The sequence below is a fragment of the Brevundimonas sp. genome, from assembly GCF_036405315.1.
GTDB lineage: Bacteria > Pseudomonadota > Alphaproteobacteria > Caulobacterales > Caulobacteraceae > Brevundimonas.
This window is the reverse complement of the sequence record NZ_DASWXW010000223.1, coordinates 1-16,459: the sequence shown is the minus strand read 5'-3', so window position 1 is coordinate 16,459 and position 16,459 is coordinate 1. Positions and strand designations below refer to the sequence as shown.

The 16,459-nt window shown below is 67.3% G+C and carries 13 protein-coding genes and 1 pseudogene; 4 read left to right on the top strand and 10 right to left on the bottom strand.

Features of this window, described 5'->3' with window-relative positions; genetic code table 11:
* From VGE49_RS13670 to VGE49_RS13660, 3 genes are all read right to left on the bottom strand, one after another.
* A partial coding sequence (locus VGE49_RS13670; RefSeq protein WP_331035087.1) for a hypothetical protein occupies positions 1-467 on the bottom strand: 467 nt, incomplete at its 3' end.
* Positions 468-706: 239 nt separating this feature from the next.
* The gene (locus VGE49_RS13665; protein WP_331035086.1) at positions 707-1,255 is read right to left on the bottom strand and encodes a hypothetical protein; all 549 of its coding nucleotides are present in this window, start codon (positions 1,253-1,255) and stop codon (positions 707-709) included.
* A 267-nt stretch (positions 1,256-1,522) separates the two neighbouring features.
* Entirely contained in the window at positions 1,523-3,688 is a 2,166-nt protein-coding gene (locus VGE49_RS13660; RefSeq protein ID WP_331035085.1) for a malate synthase G, read from the bottom strand.
* Positions 3,689-3,792: 104 nt separating this feature from the next.
* Here VGE49_RS13660 and VGE49_RS13655 point away from each other — a divergent pair, with 104 nt between their 5' ends.
* Positions 3,793-4,683 carry a LysR family transcriptional regulator gene (locus VGE49_RS13655; protein WP_331035084.1) on the top strand — a complete coding sequence of 297 codons (891 nt, stop codon included), beginning with the start codon at positions 3,793-3,795 and terminating at the stop codon, positions 4,681-4,683.
* Between the two features lie 53 nt (positions 4,684-4,736).
* On the opposite strand, the gene VGE49_RS13650 is transcribed toward VGE49_RS13655, so the two are convergent.
* On the bottom strand, positions 4,737-7,196 hold the full coding sequence (locus VGE49_RS13650) for a S9 family peptidase (RefSeq protein WP_331035083.1): 2,460 nt from the start codon (positions 7,194-7,196) through the stop codon (positions 4,737-4,739).
* A 199-nt stretch (positions 7,197-7,395) separates the two neighbouring features.
* Here VGE49_RS13650 and VGE49_RS13645 point away from each other — a divergent pair, with 199 nt between their 5' ends.
* Both VGE49_RS13645 and VGE49_RS13640 read left to right on the top strand, forming a co-directional pair.
* The gene (locus VGE49_RS13645) at positions 7,396-8,100 is read left to right on the top strand and encodes a CoA transferase subunit A (protein ID WP_331035082.1); all 705 of its coding nucleotides are present in this window, start codon (positions 7,396-7,398) and stop codon (positions 8,098-8,100) included.
* Positions 8,100-8,750 carry a 3-oxoacid CoA-transferase subunit B gene (locus VGE49_RS13640; RefSeq protein WP_331035081.1) on the top strand — a complete coding sequence of 217 codons (651 nt, stop codon included), beginning with the start codon at positions 8,100-8,102 and terminating at the stop codon, positions 8,748-8,750. The genes VGE49_RS13645 and VGE49_RS13640 overlap by 1 nt, the downstream gene beginning before the upstream one ends.
* A 97-nt stretch (positions 8,751-8,847) precedes the next feature.
* Here the strand turns inward: VGE49_RS13640 and VGE49_RS13635 are convergent, their stop codons facing one another.
* From VGE49_RS13635 to flgK, 6 genes are all read right to left on the bottom strand, one after another.
* Positions 8,848-9,468, bottom strand: a complete 621-nt coding sequence (locus VGE49_RS13635; RefSeq protein ID WP_331035080.1) for an ABC-type transport auxiliary lipoprotein family protein — start codon at positions 9,466-9,468, stop codon at positions 8,848-8,850.
* Positions 9,465-10,403: an MlaD family protein gene (locus VGE49_RS13630; protein ID WP_331035079.1), complete on the bottom strand. Its 939-nt coding sequence runs from the start codon at positions 10,401-10,403 to the stop codon at positions 9,465-9,467. The genes VGE49_RS13635 and VGE49_RS13630 overlap by 4 nt, the downstream gene beginning before the upstream one ends.
* A 15-nt stretch (positions 10,404-10,418) precedes the next feature.
* A complete protein-coding gene (locus VGE49_RS13625; RefSeq protein WP_331035078.1) occupies positions 10,419-11,207 on the bottom strand; it encodes an ABC transporter ATP-binding protein in 789 nt (262 codons plus the stop codon).
* Complete coding sequence (locus VGE49_RS13620) at positions 11,204-12,325, bottom strand: ABC transporter permease (RefSeq protein WP_331035077.1); 1,122 nt, start codon at positions 12,323-12,325, stop codon at positions 11,204-11,206. The genes VGE49_RS13625 and VGE49_RS13620 overlap by 4 nt, the downstream gene beginning before the upstream one ends.
* Positions 12,326-12,632: 307 nt before the next feature.
* A complete protein-coding gene (locus VGE49_RS13615) occupies positions 12,633-13,553 on the bottom strand; it encodes a flagellin (RefSeq protein ID WP_331035076.1) in 921 nt (306 codons plus the stop codon).
* Complete coding sequence (gene flgK, locus VGE49_RS13610) at positions 13,550-15,664, bottom strand: flagellar hook-associated protein FlgK (protein ID WP_331035075.1); 2,115 nt, start codon at positions 15,662-15,664, stop codon at positions 13,550-13,552. The genes VGE49_RS13615 and flgK overlap by 4 nt, the downstream gene beginning before the upstream one ends.
* Positions 15,665-16,067: 403 nt before the next feature.
* Here flgK and VGE49_RS13605 point away from each other — a divergent pair.
* Positions 16,068-16,459: pseudogene (locus tag VGE49_RS13605) on the top strand (hypothetical protein); the annotation flags it as partial.

The following is a 16,459-nucleotide window of genomic DNA, read 5'->3' as shown; positions in this document are numbered from 1 at the left end:
GTCATGTCGAACGCAGCGGCCGGGCCGGTGCTGTCCGAGGCGTAGATGCCGATGGTGCCGAAATCGACCGTCGTCGAGGCGTTGCCCGTGTAGTAGGCGCAGTCCTTGGTGACGTTGCCCTTCAGGGTGAAGGTCGCGCCGACCGTGGTCGACGCCGTGCCGTTGTTGTTCTCCGAATGCCCCTGGATCTCGATCATCGAGATATTGGCGTTCGAGTTATTGATGATCGAGGGGCTAATCCCCTTCAGATAGTCGATCGCCGTATTGGCGGGCAGACCAGCCTGAGTATAGGCCTCATTGAAGGTGAAGTTCGGCGAAACGCCGACCGGACCTGCACCCGGGATATTGATGGCGGGACCGCCAGCGGCGCTGGTGGTCAGAGAGGCGTGATAGACGTCGCCGGCCTGAGCGGCGGCGGCGGACAGTGCCAGGACAGCAGCCCCGGCGAAAAGCGATGCGATCTTCATTGCGTGATCTCCAAGCAAGAATCTGAAAAAGGTTCGATCGAGATTGAAGACAATCGCCCCTCGATCTGCGGAAAGTTTTACATTTTACAAAAACAAAACGTCAAGGAAAAAGAACCACGTTCTGCATATAGTTTTCAAAATTCACCTGAAAAGCGAATTCTTTTCACTCAACAAAATCTGATAGTCGGATAATTTTACTCAGGACAAATCCGAAAAAACCCATCTCGGTACGGTAAAAACTATACCCTCGGCGCGACAGTGACGGTCAGAGTTTCGGAATACTCTCCCGCCAGCAGGCCCGCCCCGCCAGGGACCTGGGTGCGGATCTGGATTCGCCCGCCGCCGGCGGCCACGCCCTCGCCGCTGCTCAGGGTCTTGCGTCCCATCAGATCCTGGCTGGAGAAGGAGCCGCTCATCAGGCCGGGCCCCGGGCTCAGCGTCGGCACCGCGACATTCAGCGTGTAGCCCAGCGTTCCGGCGAAGGGCCCCTCGCCCCGCGGCTTGGTGGCGTGCGCCAGTCCGCCCCGGGTCGACTGGAAGCTCAGATCGAAGGGCACGTTGCAGCCCAGACCGAAGCTGGCGTCGGCCTGCTCATTGCCGTCAAGGACGCCGAAATCGATGTCGCCGCCGCCCGACAACTTGCAGACGGGCGCGATACGGCCGTTGAGGACGACCTCCAGGCGCGTGCTGCCGTCACGGTCGTCGTCGTGATCCCGATCATGAGCCGACGCCGTCGAAGCCGCCGCAGTCGCCAGCGCCAGCGCCGCGAACCCGGCGACGCGCGCCATCGGACGCGCAGCCGCACACACCTTTGAAGGGGTCAGAAACCAGCCCACCATTCGCCTCCCCAAGCCGCAAACTGCGGCGCCCCCGCCACCAGGAGGGGGTTCGTTGGTCAGCGTTCCAAGAGATGTGCCATCCCATTTTGGCACACCCATGCGGTGAAGGCGGCGTCAAGCCCTGCCCGCAAGGGTTAATGAAACGTTAACGACCGCCGTTCTACGGTCGCCGTTAAGCTTTGGCAAGCAATTGCCCCATTATGGGAAAGCGGCGTTTTAGCGCAGGCTTCGCTCGGCCTTGGCGGCGCGTCGCCAGGCCGTCAGCAGGTGCTCAGTGTAGCCGTTGGGCTGCGCCCGCGCCTTGAACACCAGGTCGCAGGCGGCGCGCCACGCTGCGCCGTCGAAGCCGGGCGCCAGCGGGCGATAGGCCGGATCGCCGGCGTTCTGGCGATCGACCACCACCGCCATCCGCTCCAGCGCCGCCCTCGCCTCGCCTTCCGTGACCACGCCGTGGCGCAGCCAGTTGGCCAGATGCTGGCTGGAGATGCGCAGGGTGGCCCGGTCCTCCATCAGGCCGACGTCGTGGATGTCCGGCACCTTGGAGCAGCCGACGCCCTGATCGATCCAGCGCACGACATAGCCGAGGATGCCCTGGGCGTTGTTGTCCAGCTCCTGGCGGATCTCGTCGGCGGTCGGCGCCTGGGTCGCGAACGGCGGTGTCAGCAGCGGCGTCAGCCCGGTGGCGGGACGCTGCGCGATCTCGGCCTGACGGGCCCAGACATCGACCTCGTGATAGTGCAGGGCATGCAGGGTCGCCGCCGTCGGCGAGGGGACCCAGGCGGTCGAGGCCCCGGCGCGCGGATGGCCGGCCTTGGTCCCCAGCATCTCGCCCATGCGGTCCGGCGCCGCCCACATGCCCTTGCCGATCTGGGCCCGGCCCGACAGCCCCGCCTTCAGGCCAATGTCGACATTGCGATCCTCATAGGCCTTGATCCAGCCGGTGTTGCGGATCGCCTCCTTGCGGACCACCGGTCCGCCTTCCATCACCGAATGGATCTCGTCGCCGGTGCGGTCCAGGAAGCCGGTGTTGATGAAGGCGACACGCCCCTTGGCCGCCGCGATGCAGTTGGTCAGGTTGACGCTGGTGCGCCGCTCCTCGTCCATGATGCCCATCTTGATCGTCAGCGGCGGCAGGCCAAGCATGGCCTCGACCGCGCCGAAGACGGCGTCGGCGAAGGCGACCTCCTCCGAACCATGCATCTTGGGCCGCACCACATAGATGGAGCCGGCAGGGCTGTTGCGCTGATCCGTCGGGCGCTTCAGGTCGTGCAGGCCGATCAGGCCGGTCATGGCGATGTCGAGCAGACTCTCGGGAACCTCACGCCCCTCCCCGTCCAGAACGGCGTCGGTGGTCAGGTGCAGGCCGACGTTGCGGACCATCAGCAGGCTTCGGCCCTTCAGCGACAGGGCCGAACCGTCCGGCGCCCTATAGGCGCGGTCGCCGCTCATGCGCCGCTGCATCGTCTGGCCGTCCTTGACGAAGCCCGCCGACAGGTCGCCGCGCATCAGGCCCAGCCAGTTGGCGTAGACCAGCCGCTTGTCCTCGGCGTCCACCGCCGCGACGCTGTCCTCGGCGTCGGCGATGACCGACAGGGCGGCCTCGGCCAAGACGTCGGCCACGCCCGCCGGATCGGTGCGCCCGATACGGTGATCGCGGTCGATGACGATCTCGAGATGCAGGCCGTTGTGGCGCAGCAGGACGCCCGAGGGCGCCCCCGCCTCGCCCGCATGGCCGACGAAGACGGCGGGATCGGCCAGACCCGTCGTCCGCCCGCCGGACAGGGCGACGACCAGCCGCCCGTCTTCGATACGGTATTCCACCGCATCCGCATGTCCGCCCTCGGCCAGGGGCGCCGCCTGATCCAGCAGAGCGCGGGCGCGCACGATGACCCTGGCCCCGCGCTCGGCATCATAGCCGCCGCCTTTCGGCGCCTCGCCCAGGGCGTCCGTGCCGTAGAGGGCGTCGTACAGGCTGCCCCAGCGCGCATTGGTGGCGTTCAGCAGATAGCGGGCGTTGGTCAGGGGCACGACCAGTTGCGGCCCGGCCAGAGTGGCGATCTCGGGATCGACGTTGGCCGTCTCGGCGCGGATGTCCGCCCGCTCGGGTTCGATGTAGCCGATCGCGCGCAGGAAGGCCTGATAGGCCTCGGGGTCCGGCTGGCCCGGATGGGCGCGGTGCCAGTCGTCGAGTTGGGCCTGCAGGTCGTCGCGGCGCGCCAGCAGGGCCCGGTTCTTCGGCGCATATTCGACCACCAGCCCTTCCATTCCGGCCCAGAAGGCGTCGGGTGTCACGCCCGTGCCGGGCGCCGCCTCGTCGCGCACGAAGGCGTCCAGTTCGGCGGCGACGCTCAGGCTTCCGTGACGGACATAGGTGGCGGACATGGCGGGCTCTCCTTGAGCCTGAACTCTAGCCCCGCCGGCCGCCGCCTAGCCACGGCGAAGATCGGCATCTATCTTTGCATGAATAGCAATGATGAGACCGCGCCATGCTGGCCGAGTATGAGATCTTCGTCCGCGCTCTGGAGGAAGGCAGCCTGTCCGCCGCCGCCCGAAGGCTGGACCTGTCGCCCGCCGTGGCCTCACGCCGGCTGGCGCGGCTGGAGGATCGGCTGGGAGTGCGGCTGATCGAGCGCACATCGCGCAGGCTGGCCCCGACCGAGGCCGGGCGGCTGGTCTATGACCGGGCGATGCAGCTTCTGGACGGGGTCGAGGACCTGGAAGCCCTGGTGTCGCGCCGCACCACTCAGGCGCGCGGCCTGCTGCGCGTCTCGGCCCCGACCTCGTTCGGACGGCGGCGCCTGGCCCCGCTGCTGACGCCCTTCCTCGACGCCCATCCCCGGCTGACGTTGGAGCTGAACCTCAGCGACGCCTTCGTCGACCTGATGGCCGAGGACGTGGACGTGGCGGTGCGCATCGGCAGCTTTGAGAACGACAATCCGGCCATGCACCGGCTGGCCCCGAACCGCCGCGTCCTGTGCGCTGCGCCCGCCTATCTGGCCGAACATGGCGCGCCGCGGACGCTGGACGACCTGCGCGCCCACGCCCAGCTGGCGGCCGAGAACCAGTCGGCCTGGCGCCTCGAAGGCCCGGATGGTCCCGTCACCTTCCGCGCCCGCAGTCGGGTACGGACCAACTCGTCGGAAGTGGCGCGTGAACTGGTGCTTGCGGGGGCCGGCATCGCCCTGCGCTCGACCTGGGACGTGGGGGATGAACTGCGCGACGGGCGGCTGACGCGGGTTTTGCCGCGATATGCCGGGGCGTCCGACGTCGCTGTCTTCGCCCTGACCGCCGGACGGGCGCGGGCCGAGAACCGGGTGCGGGCCTTCATCGACTTCCTGTCCGGCCTCTATGGCGATGTGCCAGAATGGGACAGATAAACCCCTGACCTTTCCTCCCTATTCGCTCCGCGAACAGGGAGGAAAGAAGCGTCTTACTGCGCCGCCGCCGCCGTCGGCTTCAGGTAGCGGTTCAGCCAGCTGACCATTTCCCACTGGGTATGACCGACCGATTCCCGCGCGCGGTAGCCGTGGGCTTCCAGCGGCAGGACGACATAGCGCACCGTCGCCCCGTTGCCCTTCAGCGCCGCATAGAAGCGCTCCGACTGGACCGGGAAGGTGCCCGAGTTGTCGTCGGCGCCGCCGTGGATCAGCAGGATCGGCTCATTGACCTTGTTGGCGTAGGTGAAGGGCGCCATCGCATTATAGGTCTCGGTCGCCTCCCAGTAGGACCGCTGCTCGGCCTGGAAGCCGAACGGCGTCAGGGTGCGGTTGTAGGCGCCCGAGCGCGCGATGCCGGTCTTGAACAGGTCGGTGTGGGCCAGCAGGTTGGCCGTCATGAAGGCGCCGTAGGAGTGGCCGCCCACGGCGATCCGGTCGCGGTCGGCGACGCCCAGGGCCACCACCGCATCGACCGCCGCCTTGGCGCTGGCCGACAACTGCTCGATGTAGGTGTCGTTCGGCTCGGCCCCGTCCTTGCCGACGATGGGCATGGAGGGGTTGTCGAGGATGGCGTAGCCCTGGGTCAGCAGGAACAGGTGGCTGATGCCGGTCGGGCGAACGAAGCGGTTCTCGGTGTCGACCACCTGACCGGCCACGGCGGCGTCGGTGAACTCGGCCGGATAGGCCCACATCAGCAGCGGCAACGGACCATCGCGATCCTTGTCGTAACCGGCGGGCAGATAGAGGGTGCCCGACAGCTCGACGCCGTCGTCGCGCTTGTAGGTGATCAGCTGTCGGCTGACGTCAGCCAGCTGCGGGGCCGGATCGGGGAACTGGGTCAGTTGCGTCACGCCGCCGTCCAGGTCCCGCAGGCGCAGGTTGGCCGGATCGGTGCGGCTCTCGCGATAGGTGATCAGCTTGCGGCCCGCGTCGTCCAGGATGCCGACGACGGTCTCGAACTCGCCCTGGGCCGAGCGCCACAGACGCTCGGTCTCGCCGGTCTTCAGGTCCAGGGTGTCGAGGAAGGGATACTCGCCCTGACGCGTCGCGCCGTCGCCCTCGACGAAGACCTTGGTCCCGTCGGCGGTGAAGCGGATGACCGAACGGCCGCGCGCGTTCGGCTCGACCACCACCGTGCCCGGATCATTGTAGCGGTCCTGATAGTTGCGATCGACCAGGACGCGGCCCGCGCCGGGGTTCGACGGATCGACCAGGGTGCGGGTTTCGTGACGGGTGTTGAACCAGCGGCTGTTGACGATGGCCACGTCGTCGCGGCCCCACTGCACGCCGGAATAGCGTTCCTTCAGATCCACCAGGGTGCGCGGACGGTCGTTGAAGGGCGCCGGCAGCATGAATACGCGATCGCGGACCTCGGCGGCGTTGCGCGGATCACCGCCGTCCTGGGCCTCGACCCAGACCAGGACAGCGTCGGCGTCGGCGCGCCACTGGGCCGCGCGCGGACCGGGGGCCACGGCGTCGAACGGCGTCGGCACGTTGTCGCGCAGCGGCAGGTCGGCCACGCGGTGAACCTCGCGCCCGTTCATGTCGGTGATGACGACATCCGCCGGGAAGAGATTGGCGGGCACGACATAGGAATAGGGCTTCTTGGCGCGCGTCTGCAGGATGAAGCGGCCGTCCGGCGACACCGAGGCGTTCAGGAAGACGCCTGGCTGGCCCAGGGTGCGCGCGCGGCCGTTCAGCGGCACGACGGTCAGCTGGCTGGTGAAGTAATGGTCGAACAGGGCCTCGTCGCCCGCATTGGACAGAAGGTCCTGATAGGTGCGCACCGGGGCCGCGCGGCCGCCGGTCTCGGCCACGGTCGGACCCGAGGGCGGGCGCGTCACGTCGGGCGCGGCGCGACGCCCGGCGGGCACGGCCTGAACCAGCAGACCCGAGGCGTCGGGCAGCCAGCTGAAGCCCGAGCCGGCGGCGGCGTTGACGCTCGGGCCCGTCAGGCGGCGCGCCTGGGCCGAAGCCACGTCGGCGGTCCACAGCTCCAGCCCGGTCGGAGTGTTCAGCAGGAAGGCCACGGCCTTGCCGTTCGGCGCCCAGCTGACATTGGTCAGGCGGGCGTCGGCCGGCAGACCGGCCACGACGCGCGCCGCGCCGCCGTCAACGGTCTGGAAGCTGAGGCCGGTCAGCCAGGTCACGCGGCTGTTGGCCGGGCCGTTGTTCTGGGGATTGATGCGATATCCGGCCAGACGCAGCATGGGCTCGGCCAGTTCGGCGATGCTCGGCAGGTTGGCGCGGTCCTGCAGCAGCAGGGTCTGGCGGTCCGGGCTGAGGCTGGCCGTCGGGTTGGGCTTGGAGTCCAGAATCTGAGCGATCGGTTGCGGCGGCTGCTGATAGGTCGGGGCGGCGGGCGCCTGGGCGGCGGCGGGCATGGCCAGGGCGGGCACGGCGGCCAGAATGACCAGGGCAGGCAGGGCCTGCTTCAACAGTTGACGACGCATGGAACGCTTCCCCCAAAAGGATCTGGATGCCCAGAATTATTTATTGTGCTCTGGTCTAGGGGGCGGCTTGCCCGGGGGTCAACCCGAAAGGCGACGTCGAAAGCCGACGCCCGGCCCACAGACGCTTGCCCGCCGGCCGCCCGCGCATTAAGGACGGATAAGATCACAATATTCACCAAACGATGAAAAAGGGAGAGCGATGCGCAAGATCTACGCTGACGTCACGTCCGCGCTGGAAGGCCTGACCTTTGACGGGATGACCGTCATGTCCGGAGGTTTCGGCCTGTGCGGCATTCCCGAAAACCTGATCGCCGGGCTGAAGGCCTCGGGTGTCAAGGGACTGACCGTCATCTCCAACAACGCGGGCGTGGACGGCTTCGGCCTGGGCCAGTTGCTGGAGACCAAGCAGATCGCCAAGATGATCTCGTCCTACGTCGGCGAAAACAAGGAATTCGAGCGCCAGTACCTGGCCGGCGAACTGCAGCTGGAGTTCAATCCCCAGGGCACCCTGGCCGAGCGCATCCGCGCGGGCGGCGCGGGCATCCCCGCCTTCTTCACCGCCACCGGCGTCGGCACCCTGGTCGCCGAAGGCAAGGAAGTGCGCAACTTCGACGGCCGTGACTATGTGATGGAGACCGGCCTGGTGGCTGACCTCGCCATCATCAAGGCGTGGAAGGCCGATGAGCGCGGCAACCTCGTCTTCCGCAAGACCGCCCGCAACTTCAATCCGATGATGGCCACGGCCGGCAAGGTCACGCTTGTCGAGGTCGAGGAAATCGTGCCCGTCGGCTCTCTGGACCCCGACCACATCCATACGCCGGGGATCTATGTCGACCGCCTGATCCAGACCGTGTCCGAGAAGCGCATCGAACAGCGCACCGTCCGCAAGAAGGAAGTCGCCTGATGGCCCGTACCCGCGAACAACTGGCTGAACGCGCCGCCAAGGAGCTGCAGGACGGTTTCTACGTGAACCTGGGCATCGGCATCCCGACCCTGGTAGCCAACTACATCCCCGAAGGCATGGTCGTGACCCTGCAATCGGAGAACGGCATGCTGGGCATGGGGCCCTTCCCCTATGAGGGCGAGGAAGATCCCGACCTGATCAACGCCGGCAAGCAGACGATCACCGAAATCCCCGAGAGCAGCTATTTCAGCTCCGCGGACAGCTTCGCCATGATCCGCGGCGGCCACATCAACCTGTCGATCCTGGGCGCCATGGAAGTGGCCCAGAACGGCGACATCGCCAACTGGATGATCCCCGGCAAGCTGGTGAAGGGCATGGGCGGCGCCATGGACCTGGTCGCGGGCGTCAAGCGCGTGGTCGTGGTCATGGAGCACGCCAACAAGCACGGCCAGTCCAAGGTGCTGAAAGCCTGCACCCTGCCGCTGACCGGCACGGGCGTGGTCAGCCGCATCATCACCGACCTGGCCGTCTTCGACGTCAAGCCGGACGGTTCGGGCCTGGAGCTGATCGAACTGGCCGAGGGCGTGACCCTGGACGAGGTCGCGGCCAAGACCGAGGCCGACTACACAGTGGCCGCGAACCTGGGCTGAACCGCCCGTCCTGCCCGCCTGAAAAGCGAAACCCCGGCGACCGCGAGGCCGCCGGGGTTTTTTCAACTCATCCTTCTCCCCTCAAGGGAGAAGGACATCAGTTCCGCGTCGCCTGGAAACCCTGCTGATCTGTCCACAGGACGATCTGGCGGCTGGCCTCGGCGGTGGCGCGGTCGAAGGCGGCGACGATGGCCGACTGGCGGTTCTCGCCGGCGCTTTCGCTGACCGAGATGCGGTCCTCGGCCACGATGGTGCGGTCGCCCGGCCGCACCAGGCGCAGCAGAACCACGATGTTCGCGTCCGGCGCGGCGCCCGGCGCGGCGTAGGCCGCCTCGAACCGGCGCACGTCCACGCTCAACAGCAGGCCGTCGCGCGTCAGCGGCCCGCTGCTCAGGACCGTGCAGGTCCCGCCGTCGGCAAAGGCGTTGCGCAGGGCTTCCTCGAACAGGGTCTCGGCCGGCGACACCCAGCGCGCGCCCTTGATGTAGGCGGCTTCGGCCCCGGTCACGGCCAGGATGCGATCGCCGCGCGACGCCTCGGGAAAGTCGATGCGGCGCATGGAGACATGGACGTCCGGGCAGGCCGAGGTCGCCCCCGTTCCGGCGAAGGCCGAGCCGCCGCCGAAACGATAGAGCTGGACCGGGTCAGGCGTCGCCAGCAGGGCGCAGCCGGACAGGGCCACAGACGCGGCCGCGATCAGAAGAGAAGAACGGATCATGGCTGCACCTCGATTTCCTTGGACGGCGCCTTGCCGATGAAGTCGCGCGGGCTTTCACGCACATTATCGATCAGCGACTGCAGCGAGCGCGTCGCCTGATCCAGCTGGCGGATGGTGTCGTTCAACTGCGGCACCGTCTGCGTGCCGAAATCGCCCAACGGGCCTTCCAGACCCGTGGCCGAGCGATTAATCGAGGCGATGGCGGCCTGGGCTTCCTGGGTCGCCTTGTTGATGTTGGCGATGGCCTGCTTGCCGTCGGTGTCGACCATCTGACGCGCGCTGACGCCAAGGGCCTGATACTCGCCGACGGCGGCGTTGGCCTTGGTCAAGGTCTCTTCCAACTGCTGGAACATGCCCTTGCGGGCTTCCAGCTCGGCGGTCAGGCCCTCGACGTTCTTCACGCTGGACGAGAAGCTGCGGATATTGTCGTCCGACAGGACCCGATTGATGCGGTTCAGGGCGTCCACGGTCTGGGCCAGCACCGTGCCTGATCCGCTGAGCAGTTCGGCGATGGGGCTGGGTTGGCTCTGGATCACCGGAATGACGTTCTCGGGATACTGATCCTTCAGCAGGGCGCTGCTCGGCTCGCCCGCCGTGATCTGGATGTAGTTCAGGCCGGTGATGCCCTGCGGCTCCAACTGGGCGCGCGAGGTGACGCGCACCGGCGTCGTGCCGTTCAGGCGGACGCGAGCGATGACCTGATCCCCCTTCTTGGGGTCCAGGTTCAGGGCCGTGACCTCGCCGACGCGAATGCCGTTGAAGTGGACCTCGCCGCCTTCCGACAGACCGCGCACGGGGCCGTAGAAGACGATGTCATAGACATCGAAGTCGTTGTTGAACTGCAATCGGGCCAGCCAGATCGTGAATACGGCCAGAGCCGCCAGAAGGGCGACTGTGGCGATGCCGACGGCGGCGTAGTGGGCGTCTCTTTCCATTTCGTCCCGCTCTCCTCAAGCGGCCTTGTGGGCGGCGCGTCCGCGCGGCCCCAGGAAGTATTCCCTGATCCACGGATGATCGGAACGCTCAAGTTCCTGAACCGTGGCCTTTTCAACGACGTGCTTGTCAGCCAGCACCGCCACCTCGTCACAGATGGCGTAGAGGCTGTCGAGGTCGTGGGTGATCATGAAGACCGTCAGGTCCAGGTCGTCCGACAGGTCCCGGATCAGCTGATCGAAGGCGGCAGCCCCGATAGGGTCCAGTCCCGCCGTCGGCTCGTCCAGGAAGATCAGCTCGGGGTCCAGCGCCAGGGCGCGAGCCAAGCCGACGCGCTTCCTCATCCCGCCCGACAGCTCGGCCGGCTTCAGATAGAGGGCCTCGGGCTTCAAGCCGACCATGGCGATCTTCATCTCGGCCAGTTCGCGGATGGTGCTGCGCGGCAGGTTGGTGTGCTCGACCAGGGGCGAGGCCACATTGTCCAGCACGGTCAGGGACGAAAACAGGGCCCCCTGCTGGAACAGGACCCCGGTGCGGCGCTCGACCTCGGCCGCCTCGGCCTTGTTCATGGCGTCGCGGTCGTAGCCGAACAGCTTGACCGAGCCGCCCTCGGGCTGTTTCAGGCCGATGATGGAGTTCAGCAGCACGGTCTTGCCGGTGCCGGAGCCGCCGACGACGCCCAGAACCTCGCCGCGCCGCACATCCAGATTCAAATCCTGATGGATCACCCGGTCGCCGAACTGGCTCAGCAGGCCGCGCACCTCGATGACGGTTTCGCGCTGAGGCTTGTCCTGACGGGCTGTCACAGGTTCAGCTCCAGGAAGATCATGGCGAAGACGGCGTCGAGGAAGATGATGGCGAAGATGGCCTGCACCACGGCGGCCGTCACCCGACGCCCCAGGCTCTCGACGTCGCCGGCCACCGACATGCCCTGGCGGCAGCCGATCGCGGCGATCACCACGGCGAAGACAGGCGCCTTGATCAGGCCGACCATCAAATGGGTGTCCATCGCCGGATCCTCGGTGATGCGCTGGATGAAGAAGGCCGGGCCGTAGGACAGTTCGCTCCACGTCACCAGGGCGCCGCCGAACAGGCCCGTCACCATGCCGACGAAGGTCAGCAACGGCAGCATGAGCAGCATGGCCGCCAGACGCGGGATCACCAGGGCCTGGAAGGGACTGACTCCCATGACCTGCATGGCGTCGACTTCCTGGTTCATACGCATCGAACCGATCTCGGCGGCGAAGGACGAAGCCGATCGGCCCGCCAGCAGCACCGAGGTGATGACCACGGCGAACTCGCGCAGCACCGACACGGCGACCAGCTGGACCGTGAAGACGCCCGCGCCGAACTGGGTCAGCAGATTGGCCCCCAGGAAGGCGATGACCGCGCCGATGAAGAAGTTGGTCACGGCGATGATGGGGATGGCGTCCAGTCCCGCCCGCTCGGCCTGGCTGAACCAGGCCGGCCAGCGGATCGCCCGCGGGTGCTTCAACGCCGATCCCACGGCCACGATCAGCCGCCCCAGGAAGGCCAGCGACAGCATGGCCTCGGCCGCGAAATCATAAACGCCCAGGCCGATCTTGGCGAAGGTGCGGGTGATCGGATGCGAGCGACGCGGCGGCGCGCAGGATTCGCGATCCAGCTTCTCGATCATCGCGTAGATGCGCCCCGCCTCGGGCCGCTCCGCCCAGGCCGCCTCGGGGATCGGCTGGGACGTGGCCTGAGCGACCGCCAGGGCCCCCGCCGTGTCAAAGCGGCCGAGTTCCGTCAGATCCAGCGCGCCAACTGCGCGACCCGCCAGTTCGGCCTCAAGACGATCGCCCTGACGGCCGATGCCGGTCGTCGACCAGTCGCCGCTCAGACGCAACGTGACCGTCCGTCCTTCACCGTCCCGAATTTCGTACTGGGCCGTCCGATTCATCGATCAGACCATAGGCGCGGATTGCAGTGGACGCATGGACTTGGGCTCAAGCATGGGCTGGGGCATGGTCTCGCACCCTCCCTGGATGCCACTGTCCGTCGGCGCGTTCGACATGGCAAGGCTTAGACCGAGCAAGAACGGCCCTGTCAACGCGCGATGACTTCACGTCGCCCAATGCCTCGGCCGCCCGCCCCTGCAAAACTTCGCTCTCCTCGCCACGGCGCAGGTTGATCAACGCAGGTCGCGGCTTTTCGTTCAGCCAGGCGTGGCCGCCCGCTCAAGGGGCGAGACCGAGCCCTGCTCGATATCAGCTTAGATAGTTGAGCAGCGACACCTGGCGCAGTTGACTGATCACCTGGGCCGAAGCCTGGATGGCGATCTGGGCCATTTCCAGTTCAGTCACCGCCTCGGCCATGTTGGCGTCCGTCTTGCCCGACAGGATGGTGTCGATCGAGATCTTCCGCGTCTCCTGGGATTCAATCAGCTGATCCACGCGGGCCTGCTTGGCGCCGTTCTGGGCCTGGACGTCGATCACGCCCTTGGCCGCGGTTTCGAAGCGCGTCATCTGTGTCGCCAGGAAGGTGCGCTGGGCGTCGGTCATCTGGCCCGTCAGCGGCGTGCCCTGATGGAAGATCTGCACGTCGCGGAACACGTCGAACAAGGCCTGGCCGATGTCGCTGGCCAGGAAGCCGGTGTCCATCGTCACCGTTTCGTCCAGCCAGGACGTCTGCTTCAGCTGATCGTTCTTGAAGGCGTCCGCCGTCGCCGGCAGAGCTGTCAGGGCGTTCAGGTCGGCGACATTGACCGTGCGCTGATCCACCGCCCCGCCCGAGAAGACGTACTTGCCCTGATGCTTGGTGTTCAGGCCGTCCTGGGCCACCTGGAACTGGGACTCGAGTTCCGACATCAGGCCGTCCAGCCGCCCGGCGGCGATGGCGTTGGCGATGGCCTGTCGCGCCGCCGTCGCGGCGTCGGCGACGCGGTCCAGCGCCAGATCCTGGGTCGTCAGCCGGTCGGCGACGGTCTTGGAAGTGTCGATAAACCCCTGAATCCGGGTCTGGCTGGATTTGAGCGCGCTGATCGTCTCGGAACCGCGGCCAAAGCCGACCAGATCCGTAGCGTTCTTCTTGGTGTTGACCTTGTTCTGCGCTTCCTCGCCGCGCGACTGCGCCGCCATCAGCTGCAGCAGGGCCGACTGGTAGTTTCCGAACGTCGCTACGCGGTTCATCGCATCATTCCGATCAGGGTGTCGTACATTTCAGACGCTGCCTGGATAAGGCGCGCCGAAGCGTTAAAGGCCTGCTGATAAGTGGTCATCAGCACCAGTTCCTCGTCCATGTTGACGCCCTCGCTCGAGGTCCGACGGGCGGAGGCCTCGGTATAGAGCGCCTGGGCGCTGGTCGCCCGGTTCTTGGCGATTGTCGCCTTGCCGCCGATCTCGCCCGACAGCTCCGACGCATAGCGGGACACCGACATCGAGCCGCTGGCCGCGCCGCCGGCCGCCGAGAAGGCCGTCGCGTTCTGGCCCGCGCCGGCCAGCAGGCGGGCGCCGCGCCCGTCATTCTTGCTCAGCGCCGCCGTTCCGGCCGCCACGCCCAGATTCAACTGCGCCAGCGCCAGTTTCGCGGGGTCCTTGACGATGTCGCCGCGCACCGAGAAGCCGTCGGCGCGCGAAGCGCGCACGCCGCCGATGCCGAACAGTTCGCTCATCGACACGCCGGAGGGAACCTGGGTCGTGCGATCCTCCTGCACCGACATGGTCGGCGCCGGATCGCCCCGGCCAGTGAAGGTCAGCTCGCCCTTGGCGTCCAGACTGAACGTGCCCATCCGGCCCACGCCGGTCGCCGGGTCGTTCAGCGCCGTCAGCAGCTCGGCCACCGTGCCCGCGCCCGCCGGCACGGCCACGGCGATATCGCGGATCTTGGTCCCGGCGGCGTCGTTGAACCGCAGCGTCAGGGTCTCGCCAGGGGTGAAGCCGTGCAGCGACGCAGGCGTCAGGCCAGTGTCGTAAAGCGCCAGGCGGTCGGTCGAGACCAGATCATTCAGGCCGAAATAGTGAGAGAATCCGCGTCCGGCCTTGTTGCTGGGCGTCGTCGCATCGTCGGCGATGGCGACGCCGTTGGTGCCGCCCGCGTCGATGCTGAGGACGCCGTTGACGAAGCTGGCCGTGGCCCCGCCCAACTGGCCGTTCAGCGTGGCCAGAAAGGTGGCCGGGGTCGCCGCCACGCCGTTGACCGTCATGGTCCCGCCCGAGAAGACGATATCGGCCGAGTTCTGGATCACCCCCTGGTCGTTGACGATGGTGATGGTGGTCCTGCCGGTGAATCCTTCCAGCGCCGTCTCCAGCGACTGACCGACGTTGCGGCCGTTCAGGACGGTCGGCGCCGGGACGGAGGACGAGGCGTTGTGGGCGCGGTTCAGTTCGTCCGCGAGGCGGGTCATCAGCTCGGCCAGACGATCGGCCGCCGCCGGCGCCTCGACGTCGCGCAGCTCCATCAACCCCTTGATCTCGCCCGAGGCCAGGCCCGCCGACAGCGGGCGCCTCTGGCTGTTGGGCTCGGTGATCCAGATGTCGTCGAAGGCGCTCTCGGACGAGACCGCGCCGCCGCGCGTGTATTCCAGCCTGGCCGCGCCCTGCCCGGCCAGCAGGATGCCCGCCCCGGTGCGGATCTCGACGCCGCCGACCGAACGGGGCGTGGTGCGCACGTCCATCAGTTCGGCCAGCTCGTTGATCAGCCCCGCCTGCGCCGTCTCGGCGCCCGTGGAATCGGCCCCGACCACATTGGCCTTGGCGATTTCGACGTTCAGCTTCTCGATCTGCTCCAGCAGGCTGTTGGTGCGCTCGACCGCGCTCTGGATCCGGCCGTCGGCGTCCTCGCGCACGGCCTGGATCTGTTTGGCGATGCGCGCGGATTCATCGAACAGGGCCTGGGTCTTGTAGATGGCGTCCTGGCGCATCGGCCCCGAGGTCGCGTTCTCGGCCGAGGTGGCGAAGGCCGCGAACATGCTGTCGATCTGGGAAAAGAAGCCGCTGTCCGCGCCCGGGTCGCCGAACAGCGACTGGATGCGGTCGAACAGTTCATAGCGCACGTTCTGCCGCCCCGCCTCGGCGCCGGCGTTCAGGCTGGCGGCCTGAAGGAAGCGGTCCGTGGCCAGGCGAATGCGAGTGATCTCGACGCCCGTGCCGACGCCGTGCTGGGCCCAGGCCTGCTGATCCGCGATCTTGCGGATATAGCCGGGCGTGTTGACGTTCGAGACGTTGTCCGAAACCACGCGCAGCTGCGTCTGGGCGGCGCTCATGCCCGACGTGGCGATGTTCATGATCGAGTTGAGCGACATCAGACACGCCCTCCGCACAGAGCCGCATAGGGGGCCGCGCCCGGCAAGCCTTGCTGGCCTGCGCGCAAATCTTGCCCGGCTTTCCGGTTCAGCCTTCTGGCTAATCCATTGATTTTATTAAACATCGACTTTCAGCCTCTGTGCGTTCGCCACCATAGGGGCAAATCGCAGGCCATCCTCACTCGTCAGGCCCGGCGCCGTGTCCGCCCGGCAAAAAGCGTAGCGGCGCGGCAAGAACCGCCGGGCCTCGAGGGGCGCTGAAACGGTCAAGAAACAGAGCAGATTCCTTAATTTTCAATAGGATACCTTGATATTCAGGACTTGGCCCGAGGCTTGCGAAGGCCCTGTCGAACACTTTGGGCGCAGCAGGCGCCGACCCCCATCGAAAGCAGCCCTGCGCCCCATGTCCGCTCAAAGCGTCATGTCCGTCATCGCCCCCGCCGCCTCGACCGCGGCGGGCCTCGGCGTGTCCGACGACACGGCGGCTGACGGCGCCCTGTTCGCCGCCCTGCTGGCCGACGTTTCCGGCGCCCAGGACGACGCAGCCCCGTCCGCCGACGCTTCCGCGACCGCATCCGTGGACGCCGCCGCAATTGAAGACGCCACGACGGCCGAGGCCGCCGCGCCCGGCTGGCTGCTGGCCCCCGTCCCCGCGCCGATCATCCCGCCGATGGCCGCCGAGGCGCCCGCCACGGACTCTCTGTCGAGCGCCTCCAGCCCCTCCGTCGCCCCGCCGCTGGAAACCGCCCCGGCCGCGCCCGCTCTCGCCGCCGACCTGACTGTCGCCCCGGCGCC